15 protein-coding genes and 1 pseudogene are annotated in these 20,695 nt (G+C 68.3%); 13 read left to right on the forward strand and 3 right to left on the reverse strand.

Features of this window, described 5'->3' with window-relative positions; genetic code table 11:
* The first annotated feature begins 18 nt into the window (after window positions 1-18).
* The 3 genes from sucC to tsaB all read left to right on the forward strand — a co-directional run bounded on the left by sucC (window position 19) and on the right by tsaB (window position 2,936).
* Window positions 19-1,188: an ADP-forming succinate--CoA ligase subunit beta gene (gene sucC, locus BMZ17_RS11700; protein WP_093138747.1), complete on the forward strand. Its 1,170-nt coding sequence runs from the start codon at window positions 19-21 to the stop codon at window positions 1,186-1,188.
* A gap of 27 nt (window positions 1,189-1,215) precedes the next feature.
* Window positions 1,216-2,091, forward strand: coding sequence for a succinate--CoA ligase subunit alpha (sucD, locus tag BMZ17_RS11705; protein WP_093138748.1), 876 nt, complete (start codon window positions 1,216-1,218; stop codon window positions 2,089-2,091).
* Window positions 2,092-2,228: 137 nt separating this feature from the next.
* The gene (gene tsaB, locus BMZ17_RS11710) at window positions 2,229-2,936 is read left to right on the forward strand and encodes a tRNA (adenosine(37)-N6)-threonylcarbamoyltransferase complex dimerization subunit type 1 TsaB (RefSeq protein WP_093138749.1); all 708 of its coding nucleotides are present in this window, start codon (window positions 2,229-2,231) and stop codon (window positions 2,934-2,936) included.
* Between the two features lie 123 nt (window positions 2,937-3,059).
* Here the strand turns inward: tsaB and BMZ17_RS11715 are convergent, their stop codons facing one another.
* Window positions 3,060-3,932: an energy transducer TonB gene (locus BMZ17_RS11715; RefSeq protein ID WP_093138750.1), complete on the reverse strand. Its 873-nt coding sequence runs from the start codon at window positions 3,930-3,932 to the stop codon at window positions 3,060-3,062.
* Between the two features lies 1 nt (window position 3,933).
* The gene (gene gshB, locus BMZ17_RS11720) at window positions 3,934-4,884 is read right to left on the reverse strand and encodes a glutathione synthase (RefSeq protein WP_093138751.1); all 951 of its coding nucleotides are present in this window, start codon (window positions 4,882-4,884) and stop codon (window positions 3,934-3,936) included.
* Between the two features lie 193 nt (window positions 4,885-5,077).
* On the opposite strand from gshB, the gene pilG reads away from it, so the two are divergent.
* The 8 genes and pseudogenes from pilG to BMZ17_RS11755 all read left to right on the forward strand — a co-directional run bounded on the left by pilG (window position 5,078) and on the right by BMZ17_RS11755 (window position 18,319).
* Window positions 5,078-5,479 (forward strand): twitching motility response regulator PilG, encoded by a 402-nt coding sequence (gene pilG / locus BMZ17_RS11725; RefSeq protein WP_093138752.1) that lies wholly within the window; start codon window positions 5,078-5,080, stop codon window positions 5,477-5,479.
* An 89-nt stretch (window positions 5,480-5,568) separates the two neighbouring features.
* The gene (locus tag BMZ17_RS11730) at window positions 5,569-6,099 is read left to right on the forward strand and encodes a chemotaxis protein CheW (protein ID WP_175485615.1); all 531 of its coding nucleotides are present in this window, start codon (window positions 5,569-5,571) and stop codon (window positions 6,097-6,099) included.
* A 76-nt stretch (window positions 6,100-6,175) separates the two neighbouring features.
* Entirely contained in the window at window positions 6,176-8,209 is a 2,034-nt protein-coding gene (locus BMZ17_RS11735) for a methyl-accepting chemotaxis protein (protein ID WP_093138754.1), read from the forward strand.
* An 83-nt stretch (window positions 8,210-8,292) separates the two neighbouring features.
* Window positions 8,293-8,592: pseudogene (locus tag BMZ17_RS21290) on the forward strand (Hpt domain-containing protein); the annotation flags it as partial.
* 510 nt (window positions 8,593-9,102) lie between these two features.
* The gene (locus tag BMZ17_RS11740; RefSeq protein WP_254775323.1) at window positions 9,103-15,813 is read left to right on the forward strand and encodes an Hpt domain-containing protein; all 6,711 of its coding nucleotides are present in this window, start codon (window positions 9,103-9,105) and stop codon (window positions 15,811-15,813) included.
* Window positions 15,800-17,347 (forward strand): chemotaxis protein CheB, encoded by a 1,548-nt coding sequence (locus tag BMZ17_RS11745; RefSeq protein ID WP_093138755.1) that lies wholly within the window; start codon window positions 15,800-15,802, stop codon window positions 17,345-17,347. Before BMZ17_RS11740 ends, BMZ17_RS11745 begins: the two co-directional genes overlap by 14 nt.
* A gap of 5 nt (window positions 17,348-17,352) precedes the next feature.
* Window positions 17,353-17,823: a chemotaxis protein CheW gene (locus BMZ17_RS11750; RefSeq protein ID WP_093138756.1), complete on the forward strand. Its 471-nt coding sequence runs from the start codon at window positions 17,353-17,355 to the stop codon at window positions 17,821-17,823.
* A 97-nt stretch (window positions 17,824-17,920) separates the two neighbouring features.
* Complete coding sequence (locus BMZ17_RS11755; RefSeq protein WP_093138757.1) at window positions 17,921-18,319, forward strand: EF-hand domain-containing protein; 399 nt, start codon at window positions 17,921-17,923, stop codon at window positions 18,317-18,319.
* 80 nt (window positions 18,320-18,399) lie between these two features.
* On the opposite strand, the gene BMZ17_RS11760 is transcribed toward BMZ17_RS11755, so the two are convergent.
* Window positions 18,400-19,134, reverse strand: coding sequence for a 16S rRNA (uracil(1498)-N(3))-methyltransferase (locus BMZ17_RS11760; RefSeq protein ID WP_093138758.1), 735 nt, complete (start codon window positions 19,132-19,134; stop codon window positions 18,400-18,402).
* Window positions 19,135-19,351: 217 nt separating this feature from the next.
* Between BMZ17_RS11760 and nudE the strand changes: the two genes are divergently transcribed.
* On the forward strand, window positions 19,352-19,900 hold the full coding sequence (gene nudE / locus BMZ17_RS11765) for an ADP compounds hydrolase NudE (protein ID WP_093138759.1): 549 nt from the start codon (window positions 19,352-19,354) through the stop codon (window positions 19,898-19,900).
* A complete protein-coding gene (cysQ, locus tag BMZ17_RS11770) occupies window positions 19,897-20,691 on the forward strand; it encodes a 3'(2'),5'-bisphosphate nucleotidase CysQ (protein WP_093138760.1) in 795 nt (264 codons plus the stop codon). The genes nudE and cysQ overlap by 4 nt, the downstream gene beginning before the upstream one ends.
* Window positions 20,692-20,695 lie beyond the last annotated feature (4 nt).

A 20,695-nucleotide genomic window follows, 5' to 3' on the forward strand; every position in this document is an offset into this window, starting at 1 on the left:
TTATCAATACGGTGACGCATGAATTTCCACGAATACCAGTCAAAACAGCTGCTTGCTGAATACGGCATTCCGGTCCCGGCCGGCAAGGTCGCTGCGACCCCGGACGAAGCGGTTGAAGCGGCCAAATCGCTGGGTAACGGCCCCTGGATGGTCAAGGCGCAGATCCACGCAGGCGGCCGCGGCAAGTCTGGCGGCGTCAAGTTCTGCAAGACCACCGACGATGTGAAGGCCGTGGCGGCCAAGCTGCTCGGCACCAAGATGGCCACCTACCAGACCGCCGGCGTCGAGCTGCCGATCAACCTGGTGCTGGTGACCACCGCCGGTGAGATCGTCAAGGAGCTGTACCTGTCCGTGCTGGTGGATCGTGGCACCAAGACCATTACCTATATCGCTTCGTCCGAAGGTGGCGTGGAGATCGAGCAGGTCGCCGCCGAGACCCCGCACCTGATCCACTCGCTCAACGTCGATTTCGTCGAAGGCGTGCAGGGCTACCACGGTCGCGATTTCGGCTTCAAGCTCGGCCTGACCGCCAAGCAGGCCGGCCAGTTCGCCAGCATCATGGTGAACCTGTACCGCCTGTTCAACGAGAAGGACCTGGCGCTGGTGGAGATTAACCCGCTGGCGATCCTGGACGATGGCAACCTGTATGCGCTGGACGGCAAGTTCGACAGCGACGACAACGCCGCGTTCCGCCAGAAGGCCCTGGTCGCCATGCGCGACAAGACCCAGGAAGACGAGACCGAAGTGACCGCTTCGGAGCTGGACATCAACTACGTCACCATGGATGGCAACATCGGTTGCATGGTCAACGGCGCAGGCCTGGCCATGGCGACCATGGACGTCATCAAGCTCAACGGCGGCGAGCCGGCGAACTTCCTGGACGTGGGCGGCGGCGCCAACAAGCAGCGCGTGATCGAGGCCTTCAAGCTGATCCTGTCCTCGGACAAGGTCGAAGGCATCTTCGTCAACATCTTCGGCGGCATCGTCCGCTGCGACATGATCGCCGAGGGCATCATCGCCGCGGTCAAGGAAGTGGGCGTCAAGGTCCCGGTCGTGGTCCGCCTGGAAGGCACCAACGTGGAAGAAGGCAAGCAGCTGCTGCGCGACAGCGGCATGGCCATCATCCCGGCCGACAACATCAACGACGGCGCCAAGAAGGTCGTTGAAGCGGTCAAAGCCGCAGCCTAATCCACGTCACCGAATCAGGAATTCCCAATGAGCGTTTTGATTGACAAGAACACCAAGGTGATCGTGCAGGGCTTCACTGGCCAGCAGGGCACCTTCCACGCCACCCAGATGGTCGAGTACGGCACCAAGGTCGTCGGCGGCGTGACCCCGGGCAAGGGCGGTACCACCCACATCGACCTGCCGGTGTTCAACACCGTCGCCGATGCCGTGGCCAGCACCGGCGCCAACGCCTCGGTGATCTACGTGCCGCCGCCGTTCGCGGCCGATGCGATCCTGGAAGCGGCGGCTGCCGGCATCAAGGTCATCGTCTGCATCACCGAAGGCATCCCGGTGCTGGACATGCTGCGCGTCAAGAACGTGCTGACCCGCGCCCATCCGGACACCGTGCTGATCGGGCCGAACTGCCCGGGCGTCATCACCCCGGGCGAGTGCAAGATCGGCATCATGCCGGGCCACATTCACAAGCCGGGCAAGATCGGCATCGTGTCGCGCTCGGGCACGCTGACCTATGAGGCGGTCGCCCAGACCACCGCGGTGGGTCTTGGCCAGTCCACCTGCATCGGCATCGGTGGCGACCCGATCAACGGCCTGAACTTCGTCGACTGCCTGAAGCTGTTCAACGAAGATCCGCAGACCGAGGGCATCATCATGGTCGGCGAAATCGGCGGCGACGCCGAGGAAGCCGGTGCGGAGTACATCAAGAACCACGTCAAGAAGCCGGTCGTCGGCTTCATCGCCGGTGCGTCGGCTCCGGCCGGCAAGCGCATGGGCCACGCCGGTGCGATCGCCTCGGGTGGCAAGGGCACGGCCGAAGGCAAGTTCGCGGCCATGGAAGCGGCCGGTGTCGTCACCGTCCGTTCGCCGGGCGACCTGGGCGCAGCCATCGCCAAGCTGGTGAAGTAAGCCGCAAGCCGCGTGCTTGATCGGTTGTTCGACACGGGTCGCCTTCGGGCGGCCCGTTGTCGTTTCAGGCGCAGGCGTTTCGCGATTCGGTGTGCATGGGCGCAAAATGCAGCCCGTTCTTCTCACTGCCTAGCCCCATGCGTCTGCTCGCGTTTGAAACCTCCACCGAAGCCTGTTCCGTGGCCCTGCATGTCGACGGGCAGGTGATCGAGCGTTTCGAGGTCGCACCGCGCCGCCACGCGGAGTTGTCGTTGCCGTGGGCGCAGGCGCTGCTGGACCAGGCAGGCGTGGTCAAGTCACAGCTGGATGCGATCGCGGTCGGGCGCGGTCCCGGCGCGTTCACTGGCGTGCGCCTGGCGATTGCGCTGGGGCAGGGGATGGCGCTGGCGCTGGACCGACCGTTGATCGCGATTTCGACTCTGCAGGCGTTGGCCCTGCGTGCGCCGCAGGACGCGGGTCGGATCGTCGCCGCCATCGATGCGCGCATGGGCGAAGTCTATGCGGCCTGTTATCAGCGCGCCGGTGATGTGCTGGAGGCGCTGGATCGCGAAGTGGTCGCCGCACCGGGCGCCGTGCAGCTGGCCGATGCGCAGGGGGCTTGGCATGCCGTTGGGACGGGGTTCGCGGCAGCGGAAGGCGAGCTGGTGAATCGCTTTGGCGCGCAGCTGGCCAGCGTTGATGCCGGCGCGCTGCCGCGTGCCGCCGATGTTGCCGCGCTGGCTGTGGCGGCATACGCGCGTGGCGATCGCACCTCACCGGAACTGGTCGAGCCGGCCTATCTGCGCAACAACGTGGCGCTGACCCTGGAAGAACAGCAGGCGGCGCGCGCTGCAAAGCAGGGCTGAAGCGTTCGGGCACGTTGGCCCGGCGTCTGAGTGAAGTGGCGCGCTCGGAATCGATGATCTCGCCGCCGCACGGCACGGCGGAAAGTGTTCGCCAAAGGCGTGCGCCGCGATGCCGCGTCTTACTTACTGATCGCGGATCTCGCCACCCGGCAGGAACACCCAGGTGCGGGTGACGTGCAGGATGTCGATGTTCTCTTCGGTCTTGGGCAGGGCGGGGAAGGGCGCCGACAAGGTCACGATCCGCAGCGCGGTCGAATCGAGCAGCGGCACGCCGCTGGACTGGATGATGCGGCTCTGCTCGATACTGCCGTCGCGGCGCACCGCCACCGAAATCACCACCTGGCCGGAGAGTCGCTTGCGCCGCGCTTCGTCCGGGTAGTTGAGGTTGCCCACGCGCTCGGCGCGGTCCACCCAGGCGCGCAGGTAGTTGGCCCACTCGTACTCGCGCGTGCTGGCGGAAACGAACTTACGCTTTGGACGCTTGGCGTACAGCTCCGAGCGCAGGTGGATTTCGGCGGCCAGGCGCGCCATCTCCATGTCGTGCTCGATCTTCTGTTCGCCCTGCGGCAGGTCGGGACGATCGGGCTGCGGCCGGGCTTCCTGCGGCGGCACGGTCACGTCCGAGTCGCGGGTGGTGATCACGCGCGCCTGCGGCGGCGGGGCCGCATCGGGCGTCTGCGCGCGCAGCGGTTCCGGCGCGACGCCGGCTTCGGGCTGGGGGACCCAGCCGGCCTGGGCTTCGCGCGGGCGCTGGGACTTGTCGGCGTCGCCGCCGCCCTGCTGGTTGGCCGCGGCCAGGAAGTCCGCCTGCTTGGGCGTCAGCGGCGTGCTGGTTTGGCTGAGGATGACGTCCAGTGTCGGCATCACCGGTGCGTCGTCGTCCAAAGCGAATCCCAGCCCCAGCAGCACGATCCCATGCAGCAGCACCGACAGCGCCAGGGTGGCGCCCAGTCGTGCGTTCTCGTCGATCCTCGGCGCGGCCAACTGCGCGGACATCTCAGGCAGCCAGCTTGCGCTCGATGGCGTCGAACAGCAGGCCGGCGATGTTCAGGCCGAACTGCGCGTCCAGCTCGCGCACGCAGGTCGGGCTGGTGACGTTGACCTCGGTCAGGTAATCGCCGATGACGTCCAGGCCGACGAACAGCATGCCGTGCGCCTTCATCGCCGGGCCGACCTGCTGGGCGATCCAGCGGTCGCGTTCGCTGATCGGGCGGCCTTCGCCGCGGCCGCCGGCGGCCAGGTTGCCGCGGAACTCATCGCCCTGCGGGATGCGCGCCAGGCAGTAGTCGACCACTTCGCCATCGACCAGCAGCACGCGCTTGTCGCCCGCGGTGATGTCCGGAATGAACTTCTGCGCCAGGGCCAGTTTGCGGCCGCCGTCGGTCAGGGTTTCCAGAATCACGTTGAGGTTGGGGTCGCCGGTGCCGCTGCGGAAGATCGAGCGCCCGCCCATGCCGTCCAGCGGCTTGAGCACGGCCTGACCGTGTTCCAGCACAAAGGCCTTCAGCTCGGCGGCGTTGCGGCTGACGCGGGTTGGCGGGCAGCACTGCGGGAAGAGCAGCGCGGCGAGCTTCTCGTTGTAATCCCGCAGGCCCTGCGGATTGTTGACCACCAAGGCGCCGGCGTTCTGTGCGACGTCCAGTACCTGGGTGTCGTAGATGAACTCCGCATCCACCGGCGGGTCCTTGCGCATCAGCACGACCTGGCCGGGGCCGAAGGTCCATTCGACCTCCGCACCCAAGGTGAACCAGCCGGCCTTGTCGTCGGTGACCGTCAACCGCGCGGTGCGGGCAAGCGCTTGGCCGCCACGCAGCGACAGGCCGCCGGGGATCACATAGTGGAGTCGGTGGCCGCGGCGCTGGGCTTCCAGCAACATGGCAAAAGTGGTGTCCTTGGCGATCTTGATCGACCCGATGGGGTCCATCACCACGATGACGTCGACGCTCATGGATAGGTGCAGGGGAGGCAGTCAGCAGGCGGCGATGGTAACAGGCGGCGAACGCGCTCCGTTCTGCTATCTACGTCACACAGCGTGCTGAACCCGCTGCGCCGTCTTGACAGGCCGCGTCGCCGGGTGGGATATAGACGCCTTCGCAGCGGTGCCAACCATGAAGCGCCGCGCGCAAGGGGAATGATCTGCGATGACAGACAATGACAGCCAGGCCGGCGGTTTCAGCGGCCTGCGGGTGATGGTGATCGATGATTCGAAGACCATCCGCCGCACCGCCGAAACCCTGCTCAAGCGCGAAGGGTGCGATGTCGTGACCGCGACAGATGGCTTCGAAGCGCTGGCCAAGATCGCGGATCAGCAGCCGCAGATCATCTTCGTGGACATCATGATGCCGCGCCTGGATGGCTACCAGACCTGCGCGCTGATCAAGAACAATCAGGTCTTCAAGTCGACGCCGGTGATCATGCTGTCCTCCAAGGATGGCCTGTTCGACAAGGCGCGCGGCCGCATCGTCGGCTCCGAGCAATACCTCACCAAGCCCTTCACCCGTGAGGAACTGCTCGACGCCATCCGCACCCACGTGGCCGCCTGAGCCTAGGGAAACGCCATGGACGCCGCTTCCCTCACCCGACATCTTGCGACTGACCATGCCCGCCTGGGCCTGACCGAGGCAGGGGCATGATCCGCACACCGTTCGACATCCTGGCCGACTACGAGCGTCGCAGCCTGGCCCATGCCGTGGTTCTGCCGGAGGTGCGTACCAGCGCCGACCAGTGGCGCGGCGTGGCCTATCGCATCGGCTCGCGCCGGCTGGTGTCCAGCTTCGATGAAGTGGTGGAGATCGTGCCGATCCCGCCAGTGACGCCGGTGCCGGGCGCGCAGCCCTGGCTGCTGGGCGTGGGCAACCTGCGCGGCAATCTGTTCCCGGTGATCGACCTCAAGCAGTTCCTGCAGGGCGAGCGCACCGTGCTGCACGAAGGCCAGCGCGTGCTGGTCATGCGCCAGGCCGGCGGCGACGTGGCGCTGACCATCGACGAGCTGTACGGGCAGCGCAGCTTCGGCACCGAGCAGGCGACCGCGCCGGGCGCGCTGGCCGATGGGCGGTTCGGGCATTTCGTATCGCAGGCCTTCGCCAGTGATGGACAGGATTGGGGGGTGTTCGCGTTGTCGTTGCTGGCGCGCACGCCGGAGTTCAGGCACGCCGCTCAGTAAGCGCGTTGTCGATGGTCGCCAGGCTGGGGAAGCCGCGATCGATGTTCATTGATGCAATTTTTCCAGGGGTATAGGAATGAGTACTGCGGCGGAAACTCCCAAGGCCAGGCTCGGCGGCATGGGAACCACGTTCTGGGCGATCCTGCTGGTCGCCTCGTTCCTGCTCGTGGCGGCCAATACGGCCGTGTCCACCTACCAGGGCAGCCGTCTTTCCGGCGCCGGGACCAGCGCGGCTGACCTGCAGGTGCTCTCGCAGCAGCTGGCCAACCAGGGCAGCGAGGCGGTCAACGGCAACGCCGAGGCCTACACCGCGTTCAAGGCGACCCGCGGCCAGATCAACCAGAACATCGCCTCGCTGCAGTCGCGCTTCGGCCAGGAGCCGGGCGTGAAGAGCGCGCTGGACCAGCTGCTGGGCACCTGGAAGCCGCTCGATACCAGCGCCAACCAGATCGTCACCGCCGAACCGGCCGTGCTGGCGCTCTCGGGCAATGCCAACCGCTTCGGCGCGCAGGTGCCGCAGCTGCAGGCCCAGCTCAACGAAGTGGTACGCGCCATGTCCGCCAGCGGCGCGCCGGCCTCGCAGGTCTACAGCGCCCTGCAGGAAGTGGTGGTCGCCGGCCGCATGGCCCGCAACGTGACTGAAATGCGCGCCGGCGGCAGCACCGCCACGATGGCCGGCGACGCGCTAGCCCGTGACGCGCTGGTGTTCGGCCAGGTGCTCGACGGCCTGCGTAGCGGCAACGAGGAACTGGGCATCTCGCCGCTGCGCGCGCCGGCCGCGCTGGAAGCGCTGGAGCAGTCGCAGACCCTGTGGACCAGCATGAAACGCGACCTGGACGCGATCCTGGGCAGCTCGCGCAACCTGTTTGCCGCGCAGGCCGCCTCGACCGCCATCACCGATGGCTCGGGCAAGATGCTCGACGACAGCAAATCGCTGTTCAACGCGTTCTCCGCGTTCGGCTCGGTGCGCGATACGCGCCTGTTCCCGAACCTCTGGTACACCATCGTCGGCGGCGCGGTGCTGGTCATCTCGCTGATCGCGCTGCTCTACAGCCTGTACGCCGGCAGCCGCCGCGAGCAGGAAAGCCGCTACCAGACCCAGGTCGAGTACAACAGCCGCAACCAGCAGGCGATCATGCGGCTGCTGGACGAAATCTCCTCGCTCGGCGAAGGCGACCTGACGGTCAAGGCCTCGGTCACCGAAGACATGACCGGCGCGATCGCAGACGCCATCAACTACGCCGTGGACGAGCTGCGCAACCTGGTGACCACGATCAACGACACCTCGGTGCAGGTGGCCGCTTCGACCCAGGAAACCCAGGCCACCGCGCTGCAGCTGGCCGAGGCGGCCAACCACCAGGCCGAACAGATCACCACCGCGTCGGATCGCATCAACGAGATCGCGGTCAGCATCGAAGAGGTCTCGCGCAACTCCACCGATTCGGCCGAAGTGGCGCAGCGCTCGGTGCTGATCGCCACCGAGGGCGCCGGCGTGGTCCGCGAGACCATCCGCGGCATGGACCAGATCCGCGACCAGATCCAGGAAACCTCCAAGCGCATCAAGCGCCTGGGCGAGTCCTCGCAGGAGATCGGCTCGGTGGTGGAACTGATCAACGACATTTCCGAGCAGACCAACATCCTGGCACTCAACGCCGCGGTGCAGGCGGCTTCGGCCGGTGAGGCCGGCCGCGGTTTCGCCGTGGTGGCTGACGAAGTGCAGCGCCTGGCAGAACGCACCTCCGGCGCGACCCGCCGCATCGAATCGCTGGTCCAGGCCATTCAGGCTGACACCAACGAGGCGGTCAGCTCGATGGAGCAGACCACCTCCGAAGTGGTGTCCGGCGCGCGCCTGGCCGAAGATGCCGGTACCGCCCTGGGCGAGATCGAGCGCGTGTCCAGCGACTTGAACGAACTCATCAAGAACATCTCGACCGCTGCCCAGCAGCAGTCGAGCGCGGCGTTGGACATCACCCAGACCATGGGCGTGATCCGGCGCATCACGTCGCAGACCTCGCAGGGTGCGGGGCAGACGGCCGAGTCCATCGGACACCTGACGCAGTTGGCTTCCGACCTGCGTCGTTCGGTGGCCGACTTCAAGCTGCCGGGCTGAGGATCGACAAGGATGAAGTGCATCAGCAACAACACGGCCGTGACCGGCATGCGGGGCCAGCGATGAGCGCCCTGCGCGAGGCGATGAGCCACGCCGTGCTCGGCTGGGTCAAGCCGGAGCTGGACCAGACCCTGCGCCTGGTCCGCGGCGAGATCGAATCCTTTGCCGACAACCCGGCCGACACCTCGCGCATGCATGTGTGCGTGGGTTATCTGCACCAGGTGCAGGGCACGCTGCACATGGTCGAGCTGTACGCCCCGGCGATGGTCGCCGAGGAGCTGGAAAAGCTCGCCCAGGCGCTGCAGGCCGGCCAGGTGGCCGATGCCGATGAGGCTTGCGCCACGCTGATGCGCGGCACCGTGCTGCTGCCCGATTACCTGGAGCGCCTGCAGAGCGGCCATCGCGACATTCCGATCGTGCTGCTGCCGCTGCTCAACGACATCCGCGCCTCACGCGGCGAGACCGGCTTGAGCGAGAGCGTGCTGTTCGCGCCCGATCTCAACCGCCCGCTGCCGCAGGACGTGCCGGCGATCGAGCCGATGCCAGGCAACACCCGCGACACCCGCTTCGCCCAGGCGCACGAGCACCTGGAGCGCGTCCTGGCTCACTGGCCTGAAGACGGCGCACCGGCCGATGCGAGCGCGCTGGTCGCGGTGCTGATGCCGCTGCAGCGCCTGACCCAGCACACCGCCGTGCGGCGCATGCTGTGGGTGGCGGTGAGCGTGGCCGAAGCCTTGCGCGATGGCGCGCTCGCGCCGACACCGGCCCTGCAGCAGGGCTTCACCGGCGTGCTGCGCGCGGTGCGCCAGATCAAGCAGGGCGTGGTGCCCGGCGCAGCGCCGGGCCAGGAACCGACCCGCCAGTTGCTCTACCAGGTGGCCCATTCGCCGGCGATGCACCCAGCGCTGGACGACCTGCGCAAGGCCTTCGACCTGGAAGCCGCGGCTTCGCCGAGCGAAGCCGAACTCGAACACGCCCGCAGCAGCATCAGCGGCCGTAACCGCGCGCTGCTCGACACGGTCGGCGGTGCGGTCAAGGAAGAGCTGATGCGCGTCAAGGACGCGCTGGACCTGCAGCTGCGCACCGGGGCCGACATCGCCGGGCTGGCGCCGCAGGTCACCCAGCTGGCCAGCGTTGCCGACACCTTGGGCATGATGGGCCTGGGACTGGCGCGCAACGTCGTGCTGCAGCAGCGCGACTCGCTGGCCGAGCTGGTCGATGGCCGGCGCGCCGCGGAAGAGGGCGCGCTGATGGACATCGCCGGCGCGCTGCTCTACGTCGATGCGTCGCTGGACGACCAGGTCACGCACCTGGGCGAGAACACCGCGCCCGACACGCAGACCGTCGAAGCCCAGCGTACCGTCGAGGCGCTGGCCGGCGAGGCGATCCGCAACTTCTCCGAAGCGCGGCAGCAGTTCGTCGCCTTCATCGAAACCGGTTGGGACCACGACCAGCTGCAGGACATGCCGCGCCTGCTGGGCGAGGTCGGCGGCGCCCTGCGCATGCTGGAACTGGAAGAGCCGGCCGATTATCTGGAAGGCGTGCGCCGCTACATCGGCACCGAACTGATCCAGCGCCAGCGCGTGCCCGGTGGCGCGCAGCTGGACACGCTGGCCGATGCGATGGCTAGCCTGGAGTACTACCTGGAGGCGCTGCGCGAGCATCGTCCCAACCGCGAGGAAATCCTCGGCATCACCCGTTCCAGCCTGGAAACGCTGCGCTACTGGCCGCTGCCGTCCGAGCAGGACGCGCCGGCGCCGATGGCGCTTGCACCGCAGGACGACGCGCCTGCCGTGCAACGCGACGCGACGCCGCTGACGTTCGCGCCTGCGCCCGAGTTCACCGCCGACGCGCTCGATTCGAGCCCGATCGATTCCGCCGACGAGGCACCCGCGTTCTCGATCGAACGCGCGCCGGAACTGCCTGAATTTGTGCCGGCGCAGGCTTCCGATAACGGTTTTGATCCGGTGGCGGGTGAGTTTGACGCGCTCGCGCCGACGGCTGCGGAGGAGGCGGATCAGATCGACGCGGCATTCGCATCAGACGAGGCTGCGCTGGTGGAAGCTGCGTTCGAACCGGTGTCGCCGGTCGCGTCCGAGGTCGAATCCGGCGCCGATGTACCGGTCGCGTTCGATGCGGGCGACGATGCGCCGGTGGCCCATGAGGCCGAGCCTGAAGTGGCGCCGGTCTTCGAGCTTCCTGTCGATGGTCTGGTGTCGCCTGAGCCGCCCGAATTGCCCGCGTTCACCGAGCCGACGCCTGAGCCGGTGGCGGAAGTGGCGCCATCGTTCGACGCTGCGTTCGAGCCAGAGACGATCGAGCCGGAATCCGTCGCGGCCGATGCGCTGGAAGCGCCGATCGATTCGTTCGATGTCGAAGCGATCGAGATGATCGAAGCGACCGACGTAGTCACGCCGGCTGAAGCCATCGAGCCCATCAATGCTGGCAACGCCGTCGAGGCGATCGACGCCACGGACGTTGCGCTCGCCGACAACGGCCAGCTGCTGGAAGGGGGTTTCGACCTCACCGGCAACGACATCGACGACGAAATCCGCGATGTCTTCCTCGAAGAGTTCGACGAGGAGATCGGCAACCTGCGCGAAATGCTGCCGGCCTGGACCAGCCACGTCGAAAACCTCGACCGCCTGCGTCCGATCCGCCGCGTCTTCCACACGCTCAAGGGCAGCGGCCGCCTGGTCGGTGCGCGCCTGCTGGGCGAGTTCGCGTGGAAGATCGAGAACATGCTCAACCGCGTGCTGGACGGCTCGCGTCCCGCATCGCCGGCCGTCGTCGCGCTGCTGGAACAGGCCACCGACACGCTGCCGCAGCTCAATGCCGCGCTGCGCGGCCACACTGGCGTGCAGGCCGACCTGGCCGGCATCGAGGCGATGGCCGATCGCGTGGCCGCAGGCGAGGACGTGTTCTATCGCCCGCAGGCAACGGCGCAGGCACCGGCTGCGGTCGAAGCCCCAACGGAAGCGACCGCCGCGCCCGTGTTCGTGCCCGATCTGGACGGCACGCCGGCCTCGGTCGACAGCGTGCTGCGCGAGATCCTGGAAACCGAGGTCAACAATCACCTGCAGACCGTCGATGCGTGGCTGGAGCCCGCGTTGGCTGCTGGCACGGCGGTGGCGACCGATCCGTTGCTGCGCGCGTTCCACACGATGAACGGCGCGTTCGCGATGGCCGACGTGCCGGAGATCACCGAGATCACCGGCCGCGCCGAGCAATACGTCAAGCGCCTGCTGGCCAACGGCGTGGCCGCCGATGCGGCCGGCGTTGCGGGCTTGTCTGGGGCGGCCGCGGCGATCCGCACCGCGATCGCCGCGCTGCAGGAATCGCAGCCGCGCATCCCGCTGTTCTCCGATCTACGCGCTGAACTGGGCGCGCTGCGCGACAGCCTGCCGCAGGTGGCCCGTCCGGTCTCCACCGTGGTCGACGACCGCAGCCAGGCGACCTACGGCCAGCTGCCGACCAGCCCGTTCGCGCCCGATCTTGCACCGGACGTGGCGCTGACCGGCGCGATGGATCTTTCGCATTTCATCGATCTGTCGTCGCTGCCGGATGCGCCTGTAGATGCTGCGTCCGACGCCGCGTTCGAAACAGACACATCGCCGGTCGAAGCGCCCTCGGTGGCGGACGCCGCGCCTGCCGTGCCGGCGCTGCCGGAGTCGGGCGATACACCTTGGTTTGACATCAAGCTCGATTACCGCGCCGAGCCGCGCTGGTCGGAGTCTGCAGTGCCGGTCACTGATGCGACGATCACGCTCGGCGCGCCGTTGAACGTCGTGCCGCCGCCGGCGCTGCCGGGCGATGTGCATGCCGGTGCCGATTTCGATCCGGCGCCCGCCGGAGACGCGCTGGAAGCCCATGCCTGGCACGACGCCAGCGTGGACGTGGAAGCCCTGTCGTCAGATGCGGTGCTGCCGACCGCGGGCGATGATCAGCCGGTTTCCAGCGACATTGAATTCGCGGATGCGCCGCCTGTTTCGAGCGAGGCGCTTGAAGCTGCGCCATCGCACGACGATGCACCGGACTTCAGCAATCTCGACCAGGCCGATCTGGACGCGACTGCGCTGGCCTCGACCGACGCCGAAGCGGATGTCTCCGGCGTCAGCCTGACCGAGCCGGAAGCCGCCGCCGAAGCGATGGCCTGGGCCGAGCGCGTGGATGCTGCGGACACGACGGGCATCACCTCAGGCTTCGATGCCGCGCCTGCAGCGCCTGAGTCGACGCCGCAGGCCGCAAGCGAAACTGAAACCGAGGCAGAAGCAGAAGCAGAAGCAGAAGCCTTCACTGAATTCTCCGTCGCCCCCGAGGCGGAGCAGGACACCCCATCCGCACAGGATGGCGTGGACCTGCCTCCCACTCCCGCAGCGACGGAAGCCCCGGCCATGGCCGAGCAGATGCTCGACTTCACCCTGATCGATCGCGATCTGGTCGATATCTTCGTGGAGGAAGGCAACGACCTGCTCGACCACTCCGACGGCCTGCTGGCGCGCCTGCGCAATGCGCCGGACGACCGCGGCCTGGTGATCGGCCTGCAGCGCGACCTGCACACCATCAAGGGCGGCGCGCGCATGGCCGGCATCGAGGCCATCGGTGACCTGGGCCACGCGATCGAGTCGCTGCTGGAGCAGATCGCCGAGCATCGCGCCGACGTCGACCGCGGCGTGATCGCCCTGCTGGAACGTGGTTTCGATGCACTGCACGGCATGCTGGCACGCACTGCGGCCTATCACGTGGCCACGCCACGTCCGGATCTGGTCGCCGAGTTCGATGCCCGTGCCCGCGGCGAAGTGATCGCAGCGCCGGATGCCGTGACGTTCGAGTCTGAAGCCGAGGTGCCGCCCGCCCTGGTCGAGTTCGACGACGGTGCGGCGTCGTTCGCCGAGCCTGTCGAAGCAGCGCCCGCCGAGCCAGATGCCGTCCCGCACGCGCCGTCGGAAGACGCACCGCAGGTCTTCGAGATCGAGACGATCGAAGCCGCTGCGCCGCCGGAAGACGACGCCGCCTCGAATGCAGACGATGCCGCGGTTGAGCGCTCCAAGGAGATCGCGCAAGACGACGCGCTGCAGATCGAAGACGTCGCCGAGACGACCTCGTTCGAACTGGCGCACGAGGCGCCTGCCACCGACGAACTGGCAGACGAAGCGTCTGCTCCCGAACCCGAGCTGACGCTGGAGCCCGAACCGGATGCAACGCCGCTGGGCGGCATCGGTCTCGAATCACCGCTCTCGCTTGAAGACCTGACGCCGGCCGAGCCCTTCGAGGACGTCGAAGAGATCAGCCTGCCGCCGGTCGCCGACGCGCCTGCCGACAGCGCCGAACCTGCTGCGCCCGTGTTCGAGATCGAACCGGCTCCCGAAGCGTTGGCGGCAAGCGCATCGTCCAACGATTACCTGGACGCCGACCTGCTCGCTGCCCTGGATGCGGCACTGGGTACCTCGTACGGCGCTGCGGCCAAGGCGCAGCAGACGGGCGAGCCGATCGCGTTCAGCGAAGAAGCAGCTCAGGACGCCACGCCGACGGACGCGTTCGAGCTTGCGGCCCAGACTGACGTTGCTGACGAATCGCCGGCATCGATCGAACCTGAGGTCGCCTTCGAGCCTGAACCGGAGTTTGAGGCCGAAGTCTCGCCTGAGCCTGTGCCGCCGCCGGTCCCGGCTTTCTTGGCACCCGTCGTCGCCGCGCCCGCCGTCGTGCCGCAGCCCGTCGCGGAACTGCCGGCGCTGTCGGCGCCGATCGACATGCAGTTGGCTGGCGATGACGAGCATTCCACGCTCAGCACCGGCCAGGAACAGGTGCGCGTGCGCGCGGACCTGCTCGACCAGCTCGTCAACCACGCCGGCGAAGTGGCGATCTACCGCGCCCGCCTGGAACAGCAGATGGGCGCCTTCCGCGCGGCAATGGCCGAGCTGGATCGCACCAACACGCGTCTGCACGACCAGCTGCGCCGCCTGGACCTGGAAACCGAAGCCCAGATCGTCGCCCGCTACCAGCGCGAGCAGGACACGCGCGACACCGCATTCGATCCGCTGGAACTGGACCGCTTCTCCACGCTGCAACAGCTCAGCCGCGCGCTGGGCGAATCGGCGGCCGACATCAGCGGCCTGCAGACCGTGCTGGACGATCTGGCCCGCCAGAACGACAGCCTGCTCGGCCAGCAGTCGCGCGTCAGCTCCGAGCTGCAGGATGGCCTGATGCGCGCGCGCATGGTGCCGTTCGAAGGCAGCGTGCCGCGTCTGCGCCGCGTGCTGCGCCAGGCCGCCGGCGATACCGGCAAGCAGGCGCAGCTGCAGCTGGAAGGCGCGCACGGCGAGCTGGACCGCAACGTGCTGGAGCGCATGACCGCGCCGCTGGAACACTTGCTGCGTAATGCCGTGGCCCACGGCCTGGAAACGCCGCAGGCCCGCCGCGAATCCGGCAAGCCGGAAGAAGGCGTGGTCCGCGTGGTGCTGCGTCGCGAAGGCTCGGAAATGGTGCTGCAGGTGGCCGACGACGGCGCCGGCATCGATCATGCGGCGATTCGTCGTCGCGCCGAGCAGCGCGGCATGCTGCCGGCCGGGGCCGAACTGGCCGACATCGACCTGGAACGCCTGATCCTGGAGCCGGGCTTCTCCACCGCCGAGGAAGTCAGCCAGCTGGCCGGTCGCGGCGTGGGCATGGACGTGGTTCACAACGAGGTCCGCCAGCTCGGCGGTTCGCTGGAAATCACCTCTACGCGCGGCCAGGGCACGGCATTCACGCTGCGCCTGCCGCAGACGCTGGCGGTCACGCAGGCGGTGTTCGTGCAGATCGGCGAGACCCAGTTCGCGGTGCCGGTGGCGGCCGTGGGCGGTGTCGGCCGGATCAGTCGCGAGCGCTTCGAAGCCGCCGATGCGGCCTACGTCTACGGTGGCGAGGAATATGCGCTGCACGACCTGGGCACGCTGGTCGGGCAGGGCCCGGCCAAGGCCGAAGGCCAGCCGCAGATCCCGCTGCTGCTGGTGCGCGCCGGTGAACTGCGCGCCGCAGTGGCTGTGGACCAGGTGCTGGGCAACCGCGAGATCGTGGTCAAGCCGGTCGGTCCGCAGATCGGCTCGATCCCCGGCATCTACGGCGCCACGATCACCGGCGACGGCAGCGTGGTGGTGATCCTGGACGCCGCGCCGCTGGTGCGTCGCTTCATCGCCCAGCCGGCGCTGGCCAATGCCTCCGTCGCGCCGGCCGAACAGCGCCACGTGCCGCTGGTGATGGTGGTCGACGATTCGCTGACCATGCGCAAGGTCACCAGCCGCGTGCTGGAGCGCCACAACCTGGAAGTCAGCACCGCGCGCGATGGCGTCGAGGCGCTGGAACGCCTGGAAGAACGCGTGCCCGACCTGATGCTGCTGGACATCGAAATGCCGCGCATGGACGGCTACGAGCTGGCCACCGCGATGCGCGCCGATCCGCGTTTTGCCGGCGTGCCGATCGTGATGATCACCTCGCGTACCGGCGACAAGCATCGCCAGCGCGCGCTGGAGATCGGCGTGCAGCGCTACATGGGCAAGCCGTACCAGGAACTGGATTTGATGCGCAACGTTTACGACCTGCTGGGGATGGCCCGTGTCCGCGACTGATTCGAGCGTTTCTTCCGCGCCCCGCGTCGCCCTGCTGGCCAGGCAGGGCGTGGCGCGCGAGCAGCTGCGCGGCGCGCTGGTCAGCGCCGGCGCGCAGATCGCGCTGGAAGACGATCCCAACGAGCTGGCGCTTGAAGCCCTGTCTGCCAGCCAGCCGCATGCGGTGCTGGTGGCGCTGGAGCCGTCCATCGAGGATGCGCTGGTGCGACTGGATCCGTTCCTGGGCAACCCGCAGCTCACCGTGATCTACGACGAGGCCGACCTGGCTTCTGCGCGCGTGGGCTGGGACGCGCAGCGCTGGGCGCGGCACCTGTCGGCCAAACTTCACGGCCATCGCGACGTGCTGCCGCCGGGCGCGGAAATCGAACTGCCGCAGGCGCCGGAGCCTGGCCGCCCGCAGCCGCCGGCCTTCGTCGAGGACGATGCGCTGGAGCTGCATCTGGACGAAGCCGTCGTGCAGTCGGCGTCGCTGCCGGACGAGCATGTCTTCGGCACGCCGTTGCCGCCGCTGGAAATGGACGCCGAAGCCTTGCCTGAAGACGGGCAGGACTTTGGCCTGGTGACGTCGCTGCCCGAGGCAGGCGTCGAGGAACATCAGGACGAACACGTCTTCGGCACCGTACTGTCGGTGCCTGAAGAAGGCGCGGAAGCCCAGCCGGTCGATGCCTTCACCTTCGACGCCGAAAGCTGGACGCCGCCGCCGACCGTCGCGCGCCTGGCGCTGGTCGAAGACGCGGTGCTGCCGCTGGAGCCGCTCGAAGAAGCACCGGTCGCCGTTGCGCCGGTCGCGCCGACGGTCCAGACGCCGGTTGCGCTGCAGGCGCCTAAGTCCGCGTCGCTGTCGCACCTGTCGCTGGTCGAGGATTTCGAAGTGGTGGTGCCGGTCCGCGCTGCGCCGGCGGTGCCGCCACCGCTGCCGCCGGGCTTCGGTAGCCTGAAGCTGGAACTGGAATCGCTGGATACGCCCGAGGCGGCCCCGGCCGAAGCCGACGCCGCCGGCAGCAAGGTGCGCGGCGCGGTGCTGTTGTTCGCGGGCATCGGCGGCCCCGACGCGGTGCGTCGCGTGCTGTCCGGCCTGCCGGTGTCGCTGGAGCTGCCAGTGCTGGTGCACCTGCGCCTGGATGGCGGCCGCTACGACAATCTTTCCAAGCAGATCCAGCGCATCTCGCCGCTGCCGGTGCTGTTGGCCCGCGCCGGCATGGCCGCGCGCGCCGGCTACGTCTACGTGGTGCCCGACGATGTCGCCGCGCAAGCCGACGGCGGCATGATCGGCTTCGCCGAAGGACGCACCGATGTGCCGACCCTGCTGGGCGCGCTGCCGCCGGATCGCACCGCGGTCCTGCTGCTCAGCGGCGCCGATGCGCACAACGCCGAGCCGGCGCTGATGATGGGCGCCCGTGGCGCGCTGGTGGCCGGACAGTCGCTGCAGGGCTGCTACGACTGGGCCGCGGCCAAGGCACTGGAAAGCGGCGGCGGCGATACCGCTTCGCCCGAAGAACTCGCCAAGCGCGTGATCGAACACCTGGGAGCCTGAAGGCCATGGCACGTTCCAATGATGAAATCCGCGGCGTGCTGGTCCAGGCCGGGCAGGACCGTGTGCTGCTGCCCAACGCGACCGTGGCCGAAGTGCTGGCGCGTGTCCCGGTCCAGCCGGTGGCCGATGCGCCGCAGTGGTTGCCCGGCACGATCGACTGGCAGGGCTGGCAGGTGCCGCTGGTGTCGATCGTCAACTTGGGCGGCCTGGGCAGCGAGACCGTCAACGCCGCCAGCAAGATCGTCGTGCTCAAGACCCTCACCGGGGGCGAGGCGATGCCGTACATGGGCCTGCTGACCCAGTCGTTCCCGCGCCTGATCTCGGTGCCGCGCGACGGCCTGCTGGCCGACGCCAGCGAGGAATCCCTGCCCGAAGGCGTGCAGATGCGCGTGCTGCTGGGCGACGAGGCCGCGCTGCTGCCGGACCTGGAAGTGATCGAGCGCATGGTCGCTGGCGCGATCGCCCAGCCGGCCTGACCGTTCAAGCCGGGCCTGTTCGGCCTGCAGGGTTCACGCCTCAATCGCAGCGCCGGTGCCAAGGTTTGCGCCAGATTTCAACCTTGAGGCTGGTGGCATGAAGACGTTGCTTCGTTCCGGTGTGTTGCCGGGTCTGCTGGTGCTGGCGGGTGCCGCGCAGGCGCAAACGGCCATGCCGCGGCAGTCCGCCGAAACGATCGCGCCGCCGGCCACCTCCGCCCCCAACACGCTGACCTCGGCGCTGCCGCCGCAGGGCTTCAGGACCGTGACCATGCAGACCCCGCAGGGGCCGGTGACCGTCAACTGGGGACAGGAAAATACGCTGGCCAACGCTTCCGATTACAAGGTGACGATCCAGCAGCTGGACAAGAATGGCGACGGCGTCCTGACCCGCGACGAAGTACCGGAGAACCACGCGCTGTCCAGCGAGTTCCGCCTGGTCGACAAGAACCACGACGGCAAGATCACCGCTGAGGAACTGGCCAACTGGCAGTAACGGCGCGCTGATGTGTCGAATGAAAAGCGCCGGGCAATGCCCGGCGTTTCTGTTTGCGAGCTGAGCGTTGCGTCAAGCGCCTAAAGGTCGCCCAGCAGCGCCTGCACCGCGGCGATGGCGGCCAGGCCGGCGGTTTCGGTGCGCAGCACGCGCGGGCCGAGCTGAAGGCCCTGGAAGCCGTTCGATTCCAGCGCCTGGCGGTCGCGCGGCGACCAGCCGCCTTCCGGGCCGATGGCGATCACGACATGCCTGGAGGTCGGCGCGGCGAGCGTCTTCAAGGCATGGGTGCCTTGCGGGTCGAGCAGCAGGCGCAGCGCGTCGGCGGGCAGGGCGGCTGCGGCGGCCAGCAGCGGCTGCGGCTCGGCGACGTCGGGAATGCGCGCGCGGCCGGACTGTTCGCAGGCCGACACCACCACGCCACGCCAGTGGGCGAGGCGCTTGTGCAGCCGCTCGCCCGAGAGCTTCACTTCCGAGCGCTCCGAATCCACCGGCAGCACTGCGGCCACGCCCAGTTCGGTCGCCTTCTGCAGGATCAGGTCCATCTTCTCGCCGCGCGCGATGCCCTGCAGCAGGGTGATGTGCAGCGGGGACTCGTTGTCGATCGCGCGCGCGCCGGAGATCTGCGCCAGCACCTCGCGCTTGGTGATGCTGGTCAGGGTGGCGTCGTAATCCTGGCCGTCGCCGTTGAACAGCACGCAGGCATCGCCTTCGCGCAGGCGCAGCACGCGCGACAGATGGGCGGCGGCGTCCTCCGGCAGCGACACTTGCGCGCCGGGCGACAGGCTGGCCTCGACATGCACGCGGGTCAGGCGCATCGGATGTCCTCTGGAGCGAAGTGAGTGGCAGGGCGCGAAGCCGTGCATCGCGTGACATGACGCATGTGCCGCGCTCGGTTTGCGGCGCCGCTGCACGCGCGGCTGTTGCATGGCGGCGCGGAATCGGTGCCGGCCTCTGCTAGCATTCGCGGCTGATGATCTTCCTGCATGCGCCCATGATATCGACCCCTGCCGGACACGGCAGCAGGCACCGCCCATGAGCCGCAAGCTGCCCACCATCCATGGCATCACCGAGCACGCGGCCGGGCCGCTGCGCATGGAGCGGCTGGACCTGGAATTCTCCAACGGCGAACGCCGGCAGTTCGAACGCCAGGTCGGTCGCGGCCACGGCGCGGTGGTGGTGGTGCCGATGATCGACAACGAGACGGTGCTGCTGGTGCGCGAATACGCCGCCGGCATGCATCGCTACGAGCTGGGCCTGGTCAAGGGCCGCATGGATGCAGGCGAGACGCCGATCGAATCGGCCAATCGCGAACTCAAGGAGGAGGCCGGCTTCGGTGCCCGCCAGCTGGACGTGCTGCGGGCGATGACCCTGGCGCCCACCTACATGAGCCACCAGTCGTGGCTGGTGGTGGCGCGCGATCTCTATCCCGAGCGCCTGGCCGGCGACGAACCCGAGGAGCTGGAAGTGGTGCCGTGGAAGCTTGATGCGCTGGACCAGCTGATGCTGCGCGAGGATTTTTCCGAAGGGCGTTCGCTGGCGGCGTTGTTCATCGCCCGCGAATGGCTGGCGGGGCAGGCATGAGCCGCATCACCGCGGACCTGCACGAGGCCGTCATCGCCATCGCCCGCGACGCCTCGGCGGCGATCATGTCGGTGTACGCCGAGGATTTCGAAGTCGAGCACAAGGCCGACCACAGCCCGTTGACCCGCGCTGACCTCGCCGCGCATCGCATCATCGCAGACGGCCTGCATCGGCTCACGCCGGAGCTGCCGCTGCTGAGCGAGGAGGGCGCCAGCATCCCATGGAGCACGCGCCAGGACTGGCACGCCTACTGGCTGGTGGACCCGCTCGACGGCACCCGCGAGTTCGTCAAGCGCAACGGCGAGTTCACCGTCAACATCGCCCTGATCGAAGCCAATCAGCCAGTGTTCGGCGTGATCATGGCGCCGGTCACCGGCACCATCTGGCACGCCCAGCTCGGCCGTGGCGCGCTGCGCCGCGATGGCGAGACCGACCGCGAGCTGCGCACCCGCCAGCCCGCCGCCGCGCCGCTGCGCGTGGCCGCCAGTCGCTCGCATCGCGATCCGCGCACCCAGGCCGTGTTGGACCAGTTGCCGGGCGCCGAGGCCGTGCCGCTGGGCTCGTCGCTGAAGTTCTGCCACATCGCCGAAGGCCTGCTGGACGTGTATCCGCGCTTCGGCCCCACCTGCGAGTGGGACACCGCCGCAGGCCAGTGCATTCTGGAAGCCGCCGGCGGCGCGCTGCTGGCGCCCGATGGCCGCGCGTTCCGCTACAACCGGCGCGACAGCCTGCTCAACGGCGACTTCATGGCGCTGGGCGATGTGTCGCTGCCGTGGCGCGCCTGGGTCTGACGCG

The organism is Pseudoxanthomonas sp. GM95, from assembly GCF_900109775.1.
In the GTDB taxonomy this organism is placed as follows: Bacteria; Pseudomonadota; Gammaproteobacteria; order Xanthomonadales; family Xanthomonadaceae; genus Pseudoxanthomonas_A.